Here is a 20,631-nt window from a genome sequence, read left to right on the forward strand (position 1 = left end):
TGTGGTTGTTTTGTGATTGTCAGAAGTTCACGCGCGACATGGTTCGATCGGTCCGCCCGCCACCTGCGGCGGGCGGTCCCCACGCAACCTAAGCGAAATAAGGGTTCACTTTGTCGGCGTCGTAATCGAGGTCTTTGATCGCGTCGGCGACGTCTTGAGGCGTAACAACACCCGCTTTAGACAGTCGGCTGAGCGCGGCGATCGCGATCGATTCAGCATCGACTTCGAAGTGTCGACGAAGCGCTGGACGCGTCTCGCTGCGTCCCATGCCGTCGGTTCCCAGGACATAGTAGTCGCCTGGAATCCATGGCGTCAGTTGTTCGCCGAGTGCTTTGACGTAATCGCTGGACGAGATGAACGGCCCCTCGACGCCTTCGAGCACTTCTTCGACGTAGCTCTTCCGCGGCGTTTCGGTCGGGTGCAACATGTTCCAACGCTGACACGCGTCGGCGTCGCGGCGGAGTTGCGTGTAACTGGTAACGCTCCACACGTCGCTGGCGATGTTGAACTTCTCGGCCAACAGTTTTTGGGCGTCGAGAGCACAGTTCAGGATGGCACCGCTGCCGAACAACTGGACGCGAGCCTTTGCTCCTTCGACTTCGTTGCTGCGGAACTTGTACATCCCCTTGATGATTCCCTCGGCACAACCTTCGGGCATCGAAGGGTGATCGTAGGCATCGTTTTCGGCGGTGATGTAGTAGATGCATTCTTCGCCATCCTGGAACATCCGCTTCAGACCTTCCTGGATGATCACGATCACTTCGTAGGCGAACGCGGGGTCATAAGACCGCACGGTCGGGAAGGCGATCGCGTTGAGCAGGCTGTGACCGTCCTGGTGCTGCAGACCTTCGCCGTTAAGCGAAGTTCGGCCCGCGGTACCACCGACCAAGAAGCCTTTGGCTCGCATGTCGGCCGCGGCCCAGATCGAATCGCCGACCCGTTGGAAACCGAACATGCTGTAGTAGATGTAGAACGGAATCATGTTGACGCCGTGACAGCTGTACGCGGTACCGGCCGCGTTAAAGCTGCTCATCGAACCGCACTCGGTGATCCCTTCTTCAAGGATCTGGCCGTCTTGAGCTTCTTTGTACGAAGCGACGATCTCGGAATCCATCGGTTCGTACAACTGGCCCGCGTGGGCGTAGATGCCGAACTGCTTGAACATCCCTTCCATGCCGAAGGTTCGCGATTCATCGGGAACGATCGGGACCATGTATTTGCCGATCTTCTTGTCGCGGCAGAGCGCGATCAAGGTCTGCACGACGGCAAACGTGGTGCTGCAGTTTTTGCCATCGCCGAGCCGCTTGATCAGCTTGGAGAAGTCTTCCAGCGTGGGAACTTCCATCGTCGGATGTTCGGTCGGACGGCTTGGCAGCGAGCCTCCCAGAGCAGCCCGACGCTCTTTCATGTACTTGATTTCGACGCTGTTTTCCGACGGCTTGTAGAACGGAGCGCTACCGACTTCGGCGTCGCTGATCGGAATCCCGAACCGCGTACGGAACTCCAGCAGCTCCTCTTCGTTCATCTTCTTCTGGTTGTGAGCGATGTTGCGACCTTCGCCAGCTTCGCCCAGTCCGTAACCCTTGACGGTTTTCGCCAGGATGACGGTCGGTTTGCCGTTGGTCGACGAAGTCGCTTGCGCGTACGCAGCGTAGACCTTTTCCGGATCGTGCCCGCCGCGACGGATCTTCTCCAGCTTCTCGTCGCTCATGTTCTCGACAAGCTTCCGCGTCTCGGGGTACTTGCCGAAGAAGTGTTCGCGAATGTAGCTGCCCGGCATCGTGGTGTACTTCTGGTACTGACCGTCGACGACCTCGTTCATTCGTTGAGCCAGCATGCCGGAGGTGTCTTTGGCCAGCAGTTCATCCCACTCGCCGCCCCAGACGACCTTGATCACGTTCCAGCCGGCACCGTGGAAGATGCTTTCCAGTTCTTGGATGATCTTGCCGTTGCCGCGGACCGGACCATCGAGCCGCTGCAGGTTGCAGTTGACGACGAAGATCAGGTTGTCCAGTTTCTCGCGGCCAGCCAGTCCGATCGCGCCGAGAGTCTCGGGTTCGTCGCATTCGCCGTCACCCAAGAAGGCCCAAACGCGTTGGCCGGATGTGTCTTTGATTCCGCGATCGCGGAGGTATTCGTTGAACCGAGCTTGATAGATCGCCATGATCGGGCCCAGCCCCATCGAGACGGTTGGGTATTCCCAGAAGCTTGGCATCAACCAAGGGTGCGGATAGCTGGAAAGGCCGCCGCCGGGGGAGAGTTCGTGGCGGAAGTTCTCGAGGTTCTCTTCGGTCAGCCGACCTTCCAGGAACGCGCGGCTGTACATACCGGGCGACGCATGGCCTTGGAAATAGACCGAGTCGCCACCGTAGCCGTCTTCTCCGCGGCCGTGGAAGAAGTGGTTGAAAGCGATTTCGTACAGCGTCGCACTCGATGCGAATGTACTGATGTGACCACCGACACCACCGGGACGACGGTTGGCACGCACTACCATCGCCATCGCGTTCCAGCGAACGATCGATTTGATCCGGCGTTCCAGCTCGCGGTTGCCCGGAAACGGAGGCTGGTCCTTGGCAGGGATCGTGTTGATGTAGGGAGTGATCGTTTGCGAATCCAACGCGACGCCCTCTTGGGCCGCACGTTCGCGTAGCTTTTCCAACAGGAACCGAGCTCGCTCTGGTCCCTTGCTCTGCAGCACGTAATCCAGCGACCCCAACCACTCCGCAGTTTCCGCAGCGTCGACATCCGCCAAGACTTCGTTACGCAATTCGCCGTCGTTCATCGATTCTTCCATCGCTTGCCGAATGGCCACGGTCTCAGAATTATCCATGCCGGACGCATCCTATATAAGAGAAATATATTGTTATCTTAGGGGTGGTCTCGCGGACCGTTGTCGTGTTTGTTGCAGGTTATCGTTTCTATCGACCTTAATGGCAAACCCCACTGCTGGGCAAGATGGTGTCGCATTTGCCAGGTCAGCCGCGGTTCAAAACGAGCCCGGTAACAGTTTAGGTAACCTGGGGCTTTTTTTCCAGCGACTGCAATGGACATCTGCCCCTTGCAGCCCCCACATCTGCGGGAGAGCGAAGATCCCGCCCCTTAACCGCAACGTAACGCCGCCGACTACTTCTTTTTCGGCGGGTTGCGAGGACGATTCTTCTGCTTCGGAGCCGACTTCAGCGGCCCCGATGTCTCCAAACCGTCGTCGCCGCCCACACCTTCGAGCGCCAAGGATCCGCCCCCCGCAGCCGGCTTGATCGTCTTCTTAACCAAAATTCGTTCCGCCATGCCCCACAAGCTACTGGTGATAAAGTAGATGCACAGACCGGCAGCGACCTTGAAGAAGAAGATGCCCATGATGAACGTCATGAAGAACATCACCTTCTGCGTGATCTCTTGCTGTTCGTCGGTTGGCGGCGGCATGAACATCTTCTGCTGCGCCATGAACAGGACCATCACGATCAACGGAAGGATGTTGAAGTAAGGGCCAAACCATCCGGTGCCACGACCGGCGAAGTATTCGATCATCCAAGGCGACCAGTTATAGAACATGTCCGGTGCTGCCAGGTTGGAGCACCACTGGATGCCTGGAATAAAGGCGGCTTGCCGCAGTTCGATATCGCACGACAGGCTGCGATACAAACCGAGGAAGATCGGCAACTGGACAAACATCGGCAGGCAACCGCTGAGCGGATTGAAGCCGTGTTTCTTTTGAAGGTCTTGTTGGGCCTTGAGCCGCTTCTCCATGTCGTCTTTGTATTTTTCAGCGATCTTCTTGAACTCGGGTGCAAGCTCTTGCATCTTCTGAGCGTTCTGAGCCGCTTTCCGAGACAGCGGGAACATCGCACCGCGAACGCAGACGGTCAGCAGGATGATCGCCAAGCCGTAGTTGCCCAAGATCATATAGAAGAAGTGCAGGAAGCCCGACAACAGCTTGGAGACTGCGCCAAACAGACCGTATTCGATCAAGCGGCTGAGCCCACGTTCTTCCAGCATTTCGGGACGCTTGGGACCAGCAAACAGTCGCAGCGTATCGGTCAGGCTTTCGCCGGGAGCGATCTTGCGGGGCGTGCTGTCGACGTAAAAACTGACGTTGGCAGCTTGCGTTTGGTGTGGATTGAGCACCTTCAGATCGGCCAACAACATCGAACTGCCGCGGCTGAACACATCGGTTTGCGATTCGCCTTCGAGCGGAATGTAGCTGGCGGTGAAATATTGCCCGTCGATGCCGATGTAACGCAATTGATTCGTTTTCGGATCGCCCGACGAAGCAAACAACGTCTCGTTGACATCCTCGTCTTTGTCGACGCCATCCTCGGTCCGCTGCCGAACCTGTTTGACGATCTTCGGCAGCCCCATCAAGCGATGAAATTCAGAGGCGGTGTTGTAGACGACGTCGCGAGCACCCGCACCGCCGGTCCAGTTAGGACTGATCTTGGCGCTGTACCACCAACCTTCAAGGGTTAAGCCGTTGGGGCCTTCCAAGCGGTAGGCGATCTCTTGCTCGACATCGGATTTGTTGATGATTTCGGTCTGCAGGTCGATGTCGTATCCCGAACCGGCGGCCGGCACGGTGTAGCGGCGGACGATTTCCAAGCCGCCCGATCCCTTGGCGACCTGTTCGGCTTCGCTGGCGGAGATCGGGAACCGGAACTCAAAACCTGGGTTTTCGGAATCTTCGATCGGCGTGACGTTCCAAAGCCCGTCGAAGAGGCTAGGCAACTTCGTCAGCTCTTTCTGCCCGACGCGAAGGTTGGTGGTGTTCAGTTTCGCCAAAGTCAACAAGCAGGACAGGCGAGAGATGTTCCCCGGCACCTGGTCGGGACCGCCCGACTTGGCCAATCGGATCAAGTCCAACGGATGCTGCGTCAGCTTCGCTTCGACAGTTACCGTCTCGCGGTTCTCTCCTGTTCCACGCAGCACTTCCAACGTGATCGTTTGCCCTGGAGTGGTCTCTTCGAGCCAACGTTGAAAATCGCTTGGGGAGACGATCACGCCGGTGCCGTTGGCGACGATGATGTCGCCGACTTTCAGCCCAGCCAGATCGGCGGGCGTTCCCGGGCCGATCACGTTGATTTTGCAGCCGTCGATTTCGCTGGGAGCCGACGGAGCGAGATAGCCCAGGTAACCGCTGCGCGTATCGACGCGGCGATAGCGAAAGCGGCCATTGGGATTGCGTTCGATCAATTCGATCCGCTCGATCCCCGCCCCGCGATTGCTCAGCGTGATCAGGGCCTTATCGCCCAGCGTGGGATCTTCGGGATCGACAGTCAGCGATCCGATCGTGAACCATTTCGCCTCGCGAGGCCGATCGGCTGGCGCCGCGTCGTCGGCGGTTTTCGCGTCGCCATCGGCCGCCGAATCGGAATCCTCAGCCGGCTTGTCCGCGTCGACCGGCTCGTCAGCTTCGGCATCCTGTTGAGCGACCGCATCGGGCGCATTGGGATCCTCAACTGGCGGTTGCTTAGGCCGCATCGTCAACATGACGAACATGAAAAAGGCGGAGACGAATAGATAAGCGAGAACGCGTCGTTCCACGAGTGGCGGTATCCGTTGCGAATGAAAGATGGAGCGGGGTGATTCAATTCGCCCCATAAACGGTTCGTGCGATGCAGAGAGCGTCCGCGAGGAGACGCACAGGTTGTTGCGACACGAACCCGCTGCAATACCGCCTTATTCTGTCGCACCGAGCCGAGATTGGAAACCCGTAACGCTTTTGCCTGAAAAAACAAGCGTTTTGCGGGGCGAAGGCCGGAAAACCACAGCGATTGCAGCCCGCCAGAGGCGGAGAGCCGAGCAGCCGGACGGGAGAGCCCGGCATGTCTCGATGCCGTTGTGTCGGGCCCGCGAGCCCGACACACGTTGAGATCGCCAGGCGGATGAGCCTGGCCAGCGGCAAGGATTAAACCTTGTCGGCGGTTGGGCAAACGAAGGGAGCCCGATACTCGCGAGTACACATCGCCGTTGCGACTTCGTTCTCGGGGAAGATTTCCTTCTCGGGATCGAACTTCAACAACGGGCCCATCGCGATCGGGTACTTCTCCAGATCGACGCCGTTTTTCTCCAAGTGCTTGATCGTTCGTTGCAGCGTCGCATCGTTGTCGTCCAAGCTCTTGATCTTGCTCAAGTGTTCGGTCGCTTCTTTGACCGACATCTTCTTTTGTTCGCCGATCGCCAGCGAGATGTTGCCCAAGTGGCTCAGCGACGCCGACAAGTGACCTTCGCGAACGTCGGCGGTCAGATCCTTGTAGTTGCGGCTTTCGACAGCGTCCAAGAAGTTGGCGAAGTGATCCTTCGCTCCCTTGAACTCTTTGATCACGTTCATGTCGGCATCGTAGGCGATCGAATGGCCGTAGCTGACTTGCACGCAATAACCGTTGCTGCCGTAGAAGACGACGCCGATCTTGTTCCCCTTGGTGCTCTTGAACAGCTTGTTCAATTCGGCATCATCGGAATTGTCGACGCCCAGACCGCGGGTCTCGAAGACCATGCACTTGTCGCCGTAATCGTAGATCGAAACCTGCGTGTTCGGCGTGTCGCCCGCATCGACGTAGTTGTCGTCTTTGCGTTCTGCCTGATAACCCAATCGCCCGCCGTACGAGATCACGCTGATCGGATGGGTATCGATTCCCAAGCCCCAACGCGCGACGTCGGTTTGGTGAGGGCCCTGGTTGCCCGAATCGCCGTTGCCGTACAGACGTTGCCAGTGCCAATCGTAGTGGAAACGCGGACGCGTGACCTTCGGATCGGTGTAGGCGGCTGGACCGCTCCAGAGGTTGAAGTCGACGTTGTCGGGAACGGCGTAGTCGCCCAAAGCGCCGATCGATTTACGTCGCTTGTAGCACAAACCGCGAGCGAAGTTGACTTCGCCGATTCCGCCGGCTTGGATGAAATCGACCATCTCTTGTTGAGCGGTTGCCGAACGGCACTGCGTTCCGACTTGGCAGATGCGATCGTACTTGCGAGCCGCTGCGATCAGCGCGGTTCCCTCGTGGATGTTGTGCGAAACAGGCTTTTCGATATACGCGTCTTTGCCCGCTTGCATCGCCCAGATGCCGCACAAGGCATGCCAGTGGTTAGGCGTTGCGGTGCTGATCACGTCGATCGATTTGTCGTCGAAGACTTCCCGCATGTCGGTAACGATCTTAGGGCGGAAGCCTTGAGCCTTCTCTGCTGCGTCGGCGCGAGATGCCGCAGCCTTTTCGTCGACGTCGACGATCGTCAGCAGATCGGTTCGCTTGTCACCGAGCCACGCGTTGAGATGTGATCCACCACGTCCACCGGCACCGATCAGGGCAACGCCGATCTTTTCGTTCGATTGCACGGCGTGCGCAAGTCGTCCTGAAACAGCCAACCCCGCGCCCGCGGCGGCGGAGGTGTGAACAAATTGGCGTCGGGAGAGTTTCGACATATTTCAATCCTTGCTTAAATGTATAGATGCAAATGCAATTGGGGCCAAATGCAGATGCGGTTGGTGGGAATCACGGAGAACTCAAAGTCTACCTGATTTGCCCAATAAATGCGAATTCTTTCAACCATCGGCAAAGCCAACATGAATTACCGAATCGGAATTGTTGCCCTGCTTCATGAATCGAATACATTCATCACGCAAAATACGACTCTTGCGCATTTCCAGCAGGACACGCTCTTAACTGGCGAAGCGATTCGCGAGCGATTTGCCGACGCGCCGCACGAAGTGGGTGGGTTCTTCGCCGGCCTCGGCGCAGCGGATAATGTCGAAATCGTGCCGATCTTCGCCGCTCGCGCGATCCCCTACGGCCCCATTGAGGCCAGCACATTTGATCAGTTAATCGAAACGATGGTGCAGCAGTGCGAAGCCGCTGGCCCACTCGACGGGATCCTCGCCGCCCCCCACGGCGCGACCGTTGCCGAAGGCCGACCAGACGCCGACGGTTACATGTTGTCCCGATTGCGCGAATTGCTGGGGCCCGACAGGACGCTGATCGCGACGATCGATGCGCACGCAAATGTCTCCCCCGCGATGGCCGATGCGACCGACGCCTTGGTCTCCTACCGCACCAACCCCCACTTGGATCAGCGCCAGCGCGGCGTCGAAGCGGCTCAGCTGATGGTCAAAACCTTGACCAGCGGTCGACGACTGCATCAATTGGCCGCTTTCCCACCGGTGGCGATCAACATCCAAAACCAGAACACCTCGGCGCTGCCGCTGTGTCCGCGATGGGAAGCCGCCGACGCGCTGCGCGAACTTCCCGAAGTCGCCAGCCTGAGCCTGGTCCTCGGTTTCCCTTACTCCGACGTCGCCGAGATGGGATGTTCGGCGATCCTCGTATCTTATGAAGACGTTCCGGCGGCGCGGCGTCAAGAACTGTTGGACCAGCTGACGACGATCCTGACCGAGAACCCCGATTGCTTCGAGCCAGAGTTCACCTCACCCGCCGAAGCGGTCCAACAAGCGGGACAGCAGCCCGGACTGACCTGCATGTTGGACATGGGGGACAACGCCGGCGGAGGCTCGCCCGCCGACAGCACCATCCTGGCGCATGAACTGCACCGTCAGAAGATCGGCCCGTCGCTGGCTGTCATCTTCGATCCCGAAGCGGTTGCTCAAGTCACCGCGGCCGACTTCCAAAACGGCAGCGAGGTTTCGATCGGCGGAAAAACCGATTCTTTGCATGGCGAACCGCTGCAAGTCGCCGTCGAACTGCTGAGCACAGGGGATGGAAAGTTCCGCGAATCCGAAGCCCGACACGGCGGGTTCTCCAAGTTCGACCAAGGAGCCACGGCGATCGTCCGGACGCTCGATTCGGACCTGACGCTGATGCTAACCTCGCAGCGCGTGCCCCCCTTCAGCTTGAGCCAATTGACGACGTTCGGAATCGAGCCGAAAGAGTACCGTGCGATCGTGGCCAAAGGCGTGATCGCTCCGATGGCCGCCTACCAACCGGTCGCCGACCGGTTCATCCACGTGAACACACAAGGTTCCACCTGCGCCGATATGCTGCAAATGACTTACCATCATCGGCGCCAGCCGATGTTTCCATTTGAGCGATAGGCCAGGCGTTACGCAGGCTGCACTGCCGCCTCGGCGACCTTCTCCGCTTGAGTGCGGTGGTGTCGCGAGATCCAAACGCTGCAGTGAGCGTGACGCAGCACGTATTTAGTCGTGCTGCCCAGCAACAGCTCGCCGATCAGACCATGCCCGTTGTCGCCCAGGACGATCAACTGGCTTTGGTTTTCGTCAGCGGCCCGCACGATTGCGTCTCCGACATGGTCTCCCATGACGGTCTGCGAATCGACGTTTTTGATGCTACGCGAAAGCGAACTGATCACCTTCTCGCACAACGCTTGAACTCGCTGATGCTCCTCTTTGCCATGCGGTTCGACCATCAAACCGTACTCCTGGCCGTAGAAGTCGAACGTCGGGATCACACTTAAGATGCTCACCTCGGTCTCTGCCGGCCACTGGAACCGCATCAGTTCATTGACCGCCTCTTTCGAACTCGCCGAACCATCGTAGGCCAGTTCGATCTTGCGAACCGGAATCTCGTCGGCGGCGGGCTCAGGGCAGGGAGCGCTTCCAGCCGCCACACCGTGCAATTCCGGCGGCCGCACGATCAACACCGAACAATCGGCGTGAGTTGCCACGGAATCCGAGAGGCTGCCCAACAGCAACCGCTCCAACGTCGAGTGCCCACGGGCGCCCATCACGATCAAGTCGGTATCCAACTCGCGAGCCCGCTCCAAGATACACCGCGCCGCGTTCCCCTCGGCAAGTTCCATCGTCACCTTACCGTTGATCGACTTCAGCGTCTCCCGCAACTCCGCGTGATGCTGGTCGATCCGTTCATGCTCGCGGCGACGCCACTCCGGCAACCACGGCTGAACCGACGGGCTCGATGTATTTTCGGGAGTATAGCTGACCGTCAGGACCGTCAATTCCATCGGGTCTTTCGACTGCAAATGACGCACAAATCGAGCGGCACCGGCGGCGTAACACGACCCGTCGGTCGCAAACAAAATTTTCATGACCCTACCTCACTTCTGCGGTTCTCAGCATCCCAAAGCTCCAATGCCTTGCTCAGCCCGTATTGTAATGCAATCGCGGCCCGATCGGTTATGCCCTGGGCCGCAAAGTGTCGCCGCAATCAGCTGAAAATGCGGCCAATTCCCTGGCGATCCAGGCGACGCCCGAAACGCGATCCCAGCATCGGATGATCGGAATTATCACGAGCGGAAAACAGGCGTGACGCGTGCGGCGAAAGATCGCAGTGGAGGTGCCAAACGCACCACGGCCCCCACTGCAGGGCGACTGCGGCGGCCAATTCTCCGTTGCCACTGGCGGCCGATGGGGTATGATGATTTCCAGCGAAACGTTCCGCACACGCCCAACCGTTCCATTTCGAGGGAGACCCTCCGATGTCCGTTCTTACCGAAGCGTCAGTTGCTGCGAAAGTGAAGCACACCAAGTGTTTTATCGATGGGCAGTGGGTGCCGGCCGAGAGCGGAAGAACCTTCGCGACAGTGAACCCGGCGACCGAAGAAGTGATCGCACAAGTAGCCGAAGGGGACGCGGCGGACATCGACAAAGCGGCTTTGGCGGCGCGACGCGCGTTCGAGAGCGGCGACTGGCCCAAGATGGACGCTCGCGACCGCGGCAAGTTAATGATGCGGCTGGCCGATCTGATCGAAGAGGAGATCGATTCGCTGGCGGCGCTCGAATCGCTGGACAACGGCAAACCGATCTCCGAATCGCGGCACGCCGACTTGCCGCTGGTGATCGATTGCCTGCGCTACTACGCCGGGTTCGCTGATAAGATTCACGGCCAAACGATTCCGATCCGGGGCAACTATCTGTGTTACACGCGCCGCGAACCGGTCGGCGTCGCGGGACAGATCATCCCCTGGAACTTTCCGATGCTGATGACCGCATGGAAATGGGGCCCCGCACTGGCCGCCGGCTGCACGATCGTGATGAAGCCCGCCGAACAGACGCCGCTAACCTGCCTGCGGATGGCGCAACTGGCTGCCGAAGCCGGCTTCCCCAAAGGCGTGATCAATGTCGTCCCCGGATTTGGACCAACCGCCGGTTCCGCCGTCACCAAGAACCCCAACATCGACAAAGTCGCGTTCACCGGCGAGCACCGCACGGCGCAGATCATCATGCGAGAGGCGGCCGAATCGCTGAAGCGGCTGACCTTCGAGCTCGGCGGCAAGAGCCCCAACGTCGTCTTTGCCGATGCGGACATGGACGCCGCCGTACGCGGAGCTTATGTCGGGCTGTACCTGAACCAAGGGCAATGCTGCTGCGCCGGCAGCCGGCTGTTCGTCGAAGAACGGGCGCACGACGAGTTCCTGGAGAAGTTGACCGAACTGACGACCAATCGCCGCGTCGGCAACCCTCTGGACCCACAGACCGAACAGGGTCCGCAAGTCGATCGGGCTCAGTTCGACAAGATCATGGGCTTCATCGACAAGGGACAGGAAGAAGGGGCACGATGCATCTCCGGCGGCAAGCGAGTCGGCGAGAAAGGCTACTTCATCGAACCGACAGTCTTCGACGGCGTGACCGACGACATGGCGATCGCCCAGCACGAGATCTTCGGTCCGGTGCTGAGCGTGTTGAAGTTCAAGGACCGCGAAGAGATGATCCGACGAGCCAACAACACCTATTTTGGGCTTGCGGCAGCCGTCTGGACCAGCGATATCAAAAAGGCGCACGATTACGCGGCACGCGTCCGCGCGGGAACGATCTGGGTCAACTGCTACGACGTCTTCGACGCAGCGGCTCCGTTCGGCGGATTCAAGATGAGCGGTCACGGCCGCGAGCTAGGGGAGGAGGGTTTGCGAGCTTATCTCGAGAACAAAACGGTGACGATTGCACTTTAGACTCACCGAAACAGCCAGCTCGACAGAACTGGGCCGCACGCCCCCCAAACGGCAAGCTGCAGTTCCACAAACTCCACTGCGAGGCCGATTGCGACTTCTTTACCAGACTGTCGATCGAGCGGGAAACGTTGAATTTTAGGGAAATTCCGTCGAATTCTGGATTGGTGTAGCAATCGCTGCGCCAAATCTTCGGATGGGGTTACGCAGCAACTTCGATTTTGCTAAAACTTGACATCGTGGAATTCCCGTTTCGCTGCCGTTATCTCCCCCAACACCCGCTGCGCCCTCTGCCGTGCATTTCCATGTGCCAGCGTTCCAGACTCGCGCCTCCTCCGCCGCGAAGGCGTTGCGCGCCGAGATAGCGACCCCAGTGCAATCCGTTCAATCCCTTTCGATATTTGCTTGAAGGAGCGATCTCGCGTATGGCTACCACCACCGAGCGCCGATTGGAACCTGAGAATGTCCGTTATTTTGGCTCGGGCCGCGAAGCATTCGCGACTCCCGACCTGACGGCTCTGCAGACCGCTAGCTATGCGGCATTTTTGCAGGCCGACGCGGATTCCGATAAACGCAAGGTTCAAGGCCTTGAGGCTGTTCTGAAGGAAGTTTTCCCCGTCGAAAGCTACGATGGCAACATCTCGCTGGAATATCTTCGCTACGAACTTGGCAAGCCACGCTACACATCGGCCGAATGCCGCCAATTGCGACTCTCCTACGGTCGTCCTTTGCGAGTTTGGTTGCGTCTGAACCGCGACGAACCGATCGAAGAAGAGGTATTCCTGGGCGACCTGCCGATCATGATGGGCGGTGGTGAATTCATCATCAACGGTGCCGAGCGTGTTGTCGTCAGCCAGATGCACCGCTCCCCCGGTATCGACTTTGTGATGGAAGCCGAAGGGACCAGCGACCGCAAGCTGCCGAGCTGCCGCGTGATCCCCGAACGCGGAAGCTGGGTCGAAGTCAATATCACGAAGAAGGAAACGCTGAGCGTTCGGATCGATCAGAGCGGTAAGTTCAGCGCACTGACGCTGCTCCGCGCTATGACTCCCGAACTCTCCTCGGATTCGGACCTGCTGCGAGCGTTCTACAAAACCGAAACACTGAAGACCGCCGATGGTCGCTCGGCAGCCAAGCTTGTCGATAAGATCGCCGTCGACGACATCATCTACCCAAGTGGCACCGCCCGAGCTGGCGAGATCATCGTCGAAGCCGGTAACAAGATCAGCAAAGAAGCGGCAGAGACGATCAGCGCCAGCGGCTGCAAGTCGGTCGAACTGATGGACGCGCCGAAGGTCCCATTGATCGTCAACTCGCTCAGCGAAGACAACACCAGCAGTCACGAAGAAGCGTTGCTGCGAATCTACCAACGTCTGCGTCCGGGCAACCCGCCGCAGCTGGAGAAGGCTCGCACGCTGTTCGCCGAAAAGTTCTACGACTCCAACCGCTACCGTCTAGGCCGCGTCGGACGTTTCCGTATCAACCGCAAATTAAATCTGAACGTCTCCGAAGACGAGATGACGTTGCGTCCGGACGACGTGATCGCATCGATCTCGTACCTGATCGCATTGTTCGATCCAGACAGCGGAGCCGAGATCGACGATATCGATCACCTGGGCAACCGACGTCTGCGAACGATCGACGAATTGGCGTCGGAAGAACTCCGCAAGGGCTTCCTGAAGCTGCGTCGTACGGTTCAAGAGCGAATGAGCCTGAAGGACGCCGAGGACATGACGCCTCGCTCGTTGGTTAACCCCAAGAGCGTCAGCGCTGCGATCGATTACTTCTTCGGCCGCGGTGAACTCTCGCAGGTCGTCGATCAAACGAACCCGTTGAGCCAGTTGACGCACGAACGCCGTCTGTCCGCTCTGGGCCCCGGTGGTTTGAATCGTAAACGTGCGGGCTTTGAAGTTCGCGATGTTCACATTTCGCACTACGGCCGGATCTGCCCGATCGAGACTCCTGAAGGTACAAACATTGGTCTGATCAGCTCGTTGGCGATCTACGCCGGTGTGGATGACTACGGATTTTTGGTGACGCCGTACCGCAAGGTGAAAGACGGTAAGCTGACCGAAGATTTTGTCTGGCTGCGAGCCGACGAGGAGAACGAATCCTTTGTCGCTCCCGCCGATACCGAAGTCAAAGACTTGGCACTGGTTCCCGGTCCCAACTTGATCGCTCGTTTCCGCAGCGACTTTGAGATCGTCCAACCCGAGCAGGTCCACTACATGGACGTTGCACCGAGCCAGATGGTCGGTGTTTCGGCCGGTTTGATTCCGTTCCTCGAGCACGATGATGCGAACCGCGCGTTGATGGGTTCGAATATGCAGCGGCAAGCTGTGCCGCTGTTGGTCGCCGAACCGCCGATCGTCGGTACCGGCATGGAGCGCGAAGTTGCACAGAACAGTGCGATGTTGGTTCGCGCCCGCCGCTCGGGTAAGGTCACCTACGTCGACTCGATGCGAATCGAAATCGGCTCTGACCACTACGTATTAAAGAAGTACCAAGGTCTGAACGAACGAACCTGCTTGAACCAGCGACCGATCGTCAAGCTGGGCGAGCGTGTCGAGAAGGACCAGATCATCGCCGATGGTGCTGCGACCCATAAGGGTCAATTGGCTCTCGGACGTAACGTGTTGGTCGGCTTTATGTCGTTCGACGGGTTCAATTACGAAGATGCGATCATCATCTCCGAGAACTTGGTCAAAGCCGACACGTACACTTCGATCCACATCGAAGACTTCGACGTCGAGATTCGCGAGACCAAACTGGGACGCGAAGAATTCACTCGCGACATTCCCAACGTCTCCGAGAAGGCGTTGCGCAACTTGGACGAAAACGGGATCGTACAAGTCGGAACGTATGTCAAACCGGGCGACATCCTGGTCGGTAAAGTCTCGCCCAAGAGCAAGACCGAACTGACTCCGGAAGAAAAACTGTTGCACGCGATCTTCGGTCGTGCCGGTGAAGACGTGAAGAACGATTCGCTGGAAGTCTCCTCGGGCGTCGAAGGTATCGTGATCGATACCCAGAAGTTCAGCCGCCGGATGAGTCTGTCCGAAGACGAGCGAAAGCTTTTTGAACAAGAGCTCAAGCAGGTCGAAAGCGAAGGCAATGCGGAGATTTCGCACACCTTTACGCAGATGATCGAAGAGATGCAGGCCGCGATCAAGACGAAGTTCAAGGATACCGACGGTTCACCTTTGGTGGGCGATCAGGATCCGAAGTACATCGCCGAACGCGCCAGTTCGTTCAGCGTGATCCGCTTGCTGGAACAGGTCAAAGACCCGGAACAGCAAAACGAAATCCGTACGATCTACAAATCGCAATGGTCCAACGTGGAAGCCGCGATCGACGACCGCGACCGCAAGCTGAACAGCATGAAGCGTGGCGATGAACTTCGCAGCGGCGTGTTGCAGATGGTCAAGGTCTACGTCGCCACCAAGCGAGTGATCAGCGTCGGCGATAAGATGGCTGGTCGCCACGGTAACAAGGGTGTGATCTCCAAGATCTTGCCTCAAGAGGATATGCCGTTCCTGCCCGATGGAACTCCGATCCAGATCATGCTCAATCCGCTGGGTGTACCTAGCCGTATGAACGTGGGACAGATTTTGGAAACCCACCTCGGTTGGGCGGGTGCGAAGCTCGGCTTCCAAGCGATCACGCCCGTCTTCGACGGTGCGAGCGAAGAGGACATCAACGACTGCTTGGAAGAAGCGGGATTGCCACGGCACGGTAAGATTCGGCTTCGCGATGGACGTACCGGCGATCTGCTGTCGCAGGAAACGACTGTCGGTTACATCTACATGCTGAAACTGCACCACTTGGTCGACGACAAGGTCCACGCTCGCAGCACCGGTCCTTATTCGTTGATCACACAGCAACCGTTGGGTGGTAAAGCACGGTTCGGTGGCCAGCGTTTCGGAGAGATGGAAGTTTGGGCGTTGGAAGCTTATGGCGCCGCTTACATCCTGCAGGAATTGCTGACGGTTAAGAGCGACGATGTCGAAGGTCGAACCAAGATCTACGAATCGATGGTCAAGGGTGAAAACACCCTGGAAGCGGGCACGCCAGCCAGTTTCGACGTTTTGACCAACGAGATTCGCGGCTTGGCCCTCAACATGCAGCTTGAGAAGCGTCCGGTCTAATCACTTGTTCGTAACGCGACATGGGATTCCCCCGTCGCCGGTCTACCTGCAAATCTATCGCTGCGGCTGGGAAGCCACAGCGATTCAAATAACACCTCAGCCAATCACCAGCTCGTCAGTCGCGTCGGCCGCCATGCCGACGCCGCTGCGAGCGTGCTACCACTAGGAGCATCGTCCATGTCCAACGGCGAAAGCACCACTTACGACCGCATCAATGATTACGCCTCGGTCAAGATCAACCTGGCCCGCCCGCAAGACATCCGCGGCTGGTCGTTTGGTGAGGTCAAGAAGCCAGAGACGATCAACTACCGTACCTACCGTCCCGAGAAGGATGGTCTGTTTTGCGAGCGGATCTTTGGCCCTGAAAAGGACTGGGAGTGCGCATGCGGTAAATACCGCGGCATGAAATACAAGGGAATGATCTGCGATCGCTGCGGTGTGAAAGTCACGCACAGCCGCGTTCGTCGTAAGCGCATGGGCCACATCGAATTGGCTGCGCCGATCGTTCACATCTGGTTCTTCAAAGCGATGCCTAGCCGCTTGGGCAACCTCTTGAGCATGAAGACGACCAGCCTGGAAAAGGTGATCTACTTCCAGGACTACGTCGTTGTCGATCCAGGTCAAACCGACCTCGAACTGCAACAGATGCTGACCGAAGAAGAGTATCGCGCCGCCAAGGCTCAGTGGGGCGACAACGCCTTCGAAGCCGATATGGGCGCCGAAGCTGTCCGCAAGCTGTTGGGCAAACTCGATCTGGTCGCGCTGTCGGAAAAACTGCGCGTCGATCTCGAAGAGACCGGCAGCAAGCAGAAAGCCAAAGACCTGATCAACCGCTTGAAGATCGTCGAATCGATCCGCGACAGCGACAACCGTCCCGAATGGATGGTCCTGGACGTGATCCCCGTGATCCCGCCCGACCTGCGTCCTCTGGTTCTGTTGGACAGCGGCAACTTCGCGACCAGCGACTTGAACGACCTCTATCGCCGGATCATCAACCGCAACAACCGGTTGCGTAAGTTGGTCGATCTGAACGCGCCTGAAGTGATCATTCGCAACGAAAAGCGGATGTTGCAACAATCGGTCGACGCGCTGTTCGACAACAACCGTTGCAAGCGTCCAGTCCTGGGCAGCAGCAATCGTCCGCTGAAATCCTTGACCGACATGATCAAGGGTAAACAGGGTCGTTTCCGTGAAAACCTGCTGGGTAAACGCGTCGATTATTCCGCTCGTTCGGTAATCGTCGTCGGTCCTCGTCTGAAGTTGCACCAATGCGGACTTCCCAAGAAGATCGCGTTGGAACTGTACCAACCGTTCATCATTCGCAAGCTGAAAGAGCTGGGTCACGCCGACACGATCAAATCGGCGAAGAAGATGCTCGAGCGAAAAGACGAAGAGGTTTGGGATATCCTGGAAACCGTCATCCGCAACCACCCGGTGATGTTGAACCGGGCTCCTACGTTGCACCGGATGGGTATCCAGGCGTTCGAACCAACCTTGGTCGAAGGTAACGCGATCAACCTGCACCCGCTGGTTTGCAAAGGCTTCAACGCCGACTTCGACGGCGATCAGATGGCGGTCCACTTGCCGCTTTCGATCGAGGCACAAGTCGAAGCGCACACGTTGATGTTGAGCACAAACAACATTTTCGCGCCGTCCAATGGTAAGCCGATCATGAGTCCGTCGCAGGACATGGTCATGGGTTGCTACTTCATCACGGTCGAGCTGCCCGATCAAAAGGGCGAAGGCATGACCTTCAGCTGTGCCGAAGAAGCCGAGATGGCTTATCGCGAAGGCGTTATCGCGCTGCACGCGAAGATTCGCGTACGGTTGCCGAAGTATCGCAAGATCAAGACGGCTGACGATTCCGCCAAGGGTGGTCAGATCATCGACACCACCTACGGTCGCATCATGTTCAATGAGATGCTGCCGCTGGGCATGGACTACTACAACCAAGCCATGCGTTCGGGCGATCTCGCCTCGGCGATTAGCGATACCTACCAACGTCTGGGTCGTAAAGCGACGATCCAAGTGTTGGATGATATGATGCAGCTCGGCTTCCGTGAATCGACTCGTAGTGGTTTGTCGTTTGCGACCGATGATCTGGTAACTCCCGATTCGAAGGTCAAGTTCATCGCCGAAGCTGAAAAAGAGGTGATGAAGCAACGCAAGAACTACGATCGCGGTTTGATCACCGGCGACGAGCGGTACAAGAAGGTACTCGATACCTGGACCGGTGCTCGTGAAAAGATCACGACCGACATGATGCACGCGATGGAACACGATTTCCGTCCCGGCGGTTGGTATGTGAACCCTGTATATTTGATGGCCCACTCCGGTGCTCGTGGTGGTATTGAACAGATTCGTCAGCTGGGCGGTATGCGTGGTCTGATGGCGAAGCCGTCGGGTGAGATCATCGAGACGCCGATTAAGGCGAACTTCCGTGAAGGTCTGACGGTACTGGAATACTTCAGTTCGACGCACGGTGCTCGTAAGGGTCTGGCCGATACGGCGTTGAAGACAGCTGACTCGGGTTACCTGACACGTAAGCTGGCCGACGTCGCCCAAAACGTGGTCATCACGATGGAAGACTGCGGCACGACCCAAGGTATCACCAAAAACGTGATTTACCGTGGTGAAAAGGTCGAAGTACGCTTGGCCGACAGCATCAACGGTCGCGTCAGTCGCCAGAACATCGTCGATCCGATCACCGACGAAGTAATCGTCCGCGAAAGCGAAATGATCACTCCGGAGATCGCTCGCAAGATCGAAGAGATGGGTCTGGAGAAGATCCAAGTCCGCAGCCCGATGACCTGCGATGCACCGCTGGGTATCTGCCGCCGTTGTTACGGTATGGATATGGCGACCGGATCGTTGGTCGAAGAAGGCATGGCCGTCGGTATCATCGCTGCTCAATCGATCGGTGAACCTGGTACACAGTTGACGATGCGTACGTTCCACATCGGTGGTTCGGTCGACGTCGCGATGGAAGATAGCGACATCCGCGCTCAGAAGGGTGGATTCGTTCGCTTGACTCGCTTGCGTGCGGTCATCAACGAAGACGGCCAGTTGGTCGCGTTGACACGTAACGGTGAAATCGCGGTTGTCGATGATCGCGGTCGCGAGATCGAAAAGCACGAAGTACCAACCGGTGCAACGCTGCCTGTGAAGGATGGCGAAGAGGTCAAAGCCGGTGCGATCCTTTGCGAATGGAACCCGCACAGCGTGCCGATTCTCGCCGAGGTCGACGGTAAGGTTCGCTTCGACGATATCGTCGAAGGCGAAACGATGAAGCTGGAACGCGAAGCCAGCGGTAACATGCGTATGACGATCATGGAACACAAGGGTGAACTTCACCCGCAGATCGTGATCGAAGACGCCACCGGCGCGACGCTGAACGTTCAATATCTGCCCGAACGTGCTGTGATCAAGATCAAGGAAGGTACTCAGATCAAAACCGGTTCGGCTCTGGCGGAAATGCCGCGTGAGTCGGGCGGTGTATCGGACATCACCGGTGGTCTGCCTCGGATTACCGAGATCTTCGAAGCTCGTAAACCGAAGGAACCCGCGGTTATCGCCGAGGTCGACGGTACCGTCGAAATCCTGGCTGAGAAGAAACGCGGTAAGCGAACGATCGTCGTCCGCAGCGAAAGCGGTATCGAACGCGAGCACTTGGTGCCTCACGGTAAGCGATTCTTGGTCCACACCGGCGACATCGTCCGCGCTGGTCAGGCCCTGATCGACGGTCCGTTGGTTCCGCACGATATCCTTCGCGTCTCGGGTGAAGAAGCGGTTCAACAGTACCTGCTGCACGAAGTCCAACAGGTCTATCGTTCGCAGCGTGTGGAGATCAACGATAAGCACGTCGAGATCATCATCGCACGGATGTTGCGTAAGGTGAAAATCGAATCGTCCGGTAACACCAGCATCCTGCCTGGCTTGGTAATGGACCGCTTCGAATTCCGTCGCGCCAACCAATCGATGGCCAAGTGCGTCAAGATCAGCGATAAGGGCGATAGCGATTTCGCCGAATCGTCGATCATTCCGAAGGAGACGTTCGAACAGACCAACGCGGAAATCGAAGCTCTGGGCGGTTCGCCGGCCCGAGGCAAGAAGCCGCGTGGTGCAACCGCGAGTACTCAGTTGTTGGGTATCACGAAGGCATCGGTCCAATCGAGCAGCTTTATCTCGGCGGCGTCGTTCCAAGAAACGACCAAGGTTCTGACCGAAGCGGCTTTGGCCGGCAAGGTCGACCGCTTGGTTGGTTTGAAGGAAAACGTGATCCTGGGTCACTTGATCCCCGCTGGTACCGGTTTCCGCATTTTCCAAGATTCGGAAGTCAGTTACCGCCGCGAAGCGATGGAAGAACTGGCCGGAACCGCACCGCAACAATTGGAAGAGAGCTTCCCATTGTTGGCCGATGGAGCTCCGCCCGCCGACGACAGCGGATCCCAAGCGACCCCTCCAGCGAGCGTCCAAACCTTGGACAGCCTGTTGGGCGGCGGCAAAACGGACGAATAGTCCGCGAGTTCGTGGTTGGCTCGGCAATCTCGCCGAGCCGACTGTCGACAAGGTTAATGTCGAATTGCCGGAAGGCCTCGACATCATGGTCGTGGCGGTT

General features: G+C 57.9%; 8 protein-coding genes. 4 read left to right on the forward strand and 4 right to left on the reverse strand.

Annotated elements, in window-relative coordinates:
- Window positions 1-88: 88 nt before the first annotated feature.
- The 3 genes from aceE to CA51_RS18910 all read right to left on the reverse strand — a co-directional run bounded on the left by aceE (window position 89) and on the right by CA51_RS18910 (window position 7,411).
- The gene (gene aceE / locus CA51_RS18900; RefSeq protein WP_145122761.1) at window positions 89-2,830 is read right to left on the reverse strand and encodes a pyruvate dehydrogenase (acetyl-transferring), homodimeric type; all 2,742 of its coding nucleotides are present in this window, start codon (window positions 2,828-2,830) and stop codon (window positions 89-91) included.
- Window positions 2,831-3,123: 293 nt separating this feature from the next.
- Window positions 3,124-5,538 (reverse strand): YidC/Oxa1 family insertase periplasmic-domain containing protein, encoded by a 2,415-nt coding sequence (locus tag CA51_RS18905; RefSeq protein WP_145122762.1) that lies wholly within the window; start codon window positions 5,536-5,538, stop codon window positions 3,124-3,126.
- Window positions 5,539-5,902: 364 nt separating this feature from the next.
- Window positions 5,903-7,411: a Gfo/Idh/MocA family oxidoreductase gene (locus CA51_RS18910; RefSeq protein WP_145122763.1), complete on the reverse strand. Its 1,509-nt coding sequence runs from the start codon at window positions 7,409-7,411 to the stop codon at window positions 5,903-5,905.
- 141 nt (window positions 7,412-7,552) lie between these two features.
- Between CA51_RS18910 and CA51_RS18915 the strand changes: the two genes are divergently transcribed.
- Window positions 7,553-9,034, forward strand: a complete 1,482-nt coding sequence (locus CA51_RS18915; RefSeq protein ID WP_197451310.1) for a M81 family metallopeptidase — start codon at window positions 7,553-7,555, stop codon at window positions 9,032-9,034.
- 8 nt (window positions 9,035-9,042) lie between these two features.
- On the opposite strand, the gene CA51_RS18920 is transcribed toward CA51_RS18915, so the two are convergent.
- Complete coding sequence (locus tag CA51_RS18920; protein ID WP_145122765.1) at window positions 9,043-10,008, reverse strand: universal stress protein; 966 nt, start codon at window positions 10,006-10,008, stop codon at window positions 9,043-9,045.
- A 390-nt stretch (window positions 10,009-10,398) separates the two neighbouring features.
- Between CA51_RS18920 and CA51_RS18925 the strand changes: the two genes are divergently transcribed.
- The 3 genes from CA51_RS18925 (at window position 10,399) to rpoC (ending at window position 20,531) form a co-directional block, all read left to right on the forward strand.
- Window positions 10,399-11,868 (forward strand): aldehyde dehydrogenase family protein, encoded by a 1,470-nt coding sequence (locus tag CA51_RS18925; RefSeq protein ID WP_145122766.1) that lies wholly within the window; start codon window positions 10,399-10,401, stop codon window positions 11,866-11,868.
- A 422-nt stretch (window positions 11,869-12,290) separates the two neighbouring features.
- Window positions 12,291-16,013, forward strand: a complete 3,723-nt coding sequence (gene rpoB, locus CA51_RS18930; RefSeq protein ID WP_145122767.1) for a DNA-directed RNA polymerase subunit beta — start codon at window positions 12,291-12,293, stop codon at window positions 16,011-16,013.
- Window positions 16,014-16,190: 177 nt separating this feature from the next.
- Entirely contained in the window at window positions 16,191-20,531 is a 4,341-nt protein-coding gene (gene rpoC, locus CA51_RS18935; RefSeq protein ID WP_145122768.1) for a DNA-directed RNA polymerase subunit beta', read from the forward strand.
- The last annotated feature ends 100 nt before the right edge of the window (window positions 20,532-20,631 follow it).

Origin of the sequence: Rosistilla oblonga (genome assembly GCF_007751715.1) — a bacterium.
In the GTDB taxonomy this organism is placed as follows: Bacteria; Planctomycetota; Planctomycetia; order Pirellulales; family Pirellulaceae; genus Rosistilla; species Rosistilla oblonga.

What these genes read in the sequence shown, in the direction of transcription:
- aceE (WP_145122761.1), bottom strand. Translation starts at nt 2,830, where the DNA reads ATGGATAATTCTGAGACCGTGGCCATTCGGCAAGCGATGGAAGAATCG.
- CA51_RS18910 (WP_145122763.1), bottom strand. Translation starts at nt 7,411, where the DNA reads ATGTCGAAACTCTCCCGACGCCAATTTGTTCACACCTCCGCCGCCGCG.
- CA51_RS18915 (WP_197451310.1), top strand. Translation starts at nt 7,553, where the DNA reads ATGAATTACCGAATCGGAATTGTTGCCCTGCTTCATGAATCGAATACA.
- CA51_RS18920 (WP_145122765.1), bottom strand. Translation starts at nt 10,008, where the DNA reads ATGAAAATTTTGTTTGCGACCGACGGGTCGTGTTACGCCGCCGGTGCC.
- CA51_RS18925 (WP_145122766.1), top strand. Translation starts at nt 10,399, where the DNA reads ATGTCCGTTCTTACCGAAGCGTCAGTTGCTGCGAAAGTGAAGCACACC.
- rpoB (WP_145122767.1), top strand. Translation starts at nt 12,291, where the DNA reads ATGGCTACCACCACCGAGCGCCGATTGGAACCTGAGAATGTCCGTTAT.
- rpoC (WP_145122768.1), top strand. Translation starts at nt 16,191, where the DNA reads ATGTCCAACGGCGAAAGCACCACTTACGACCGCATCAATGATTACGCC.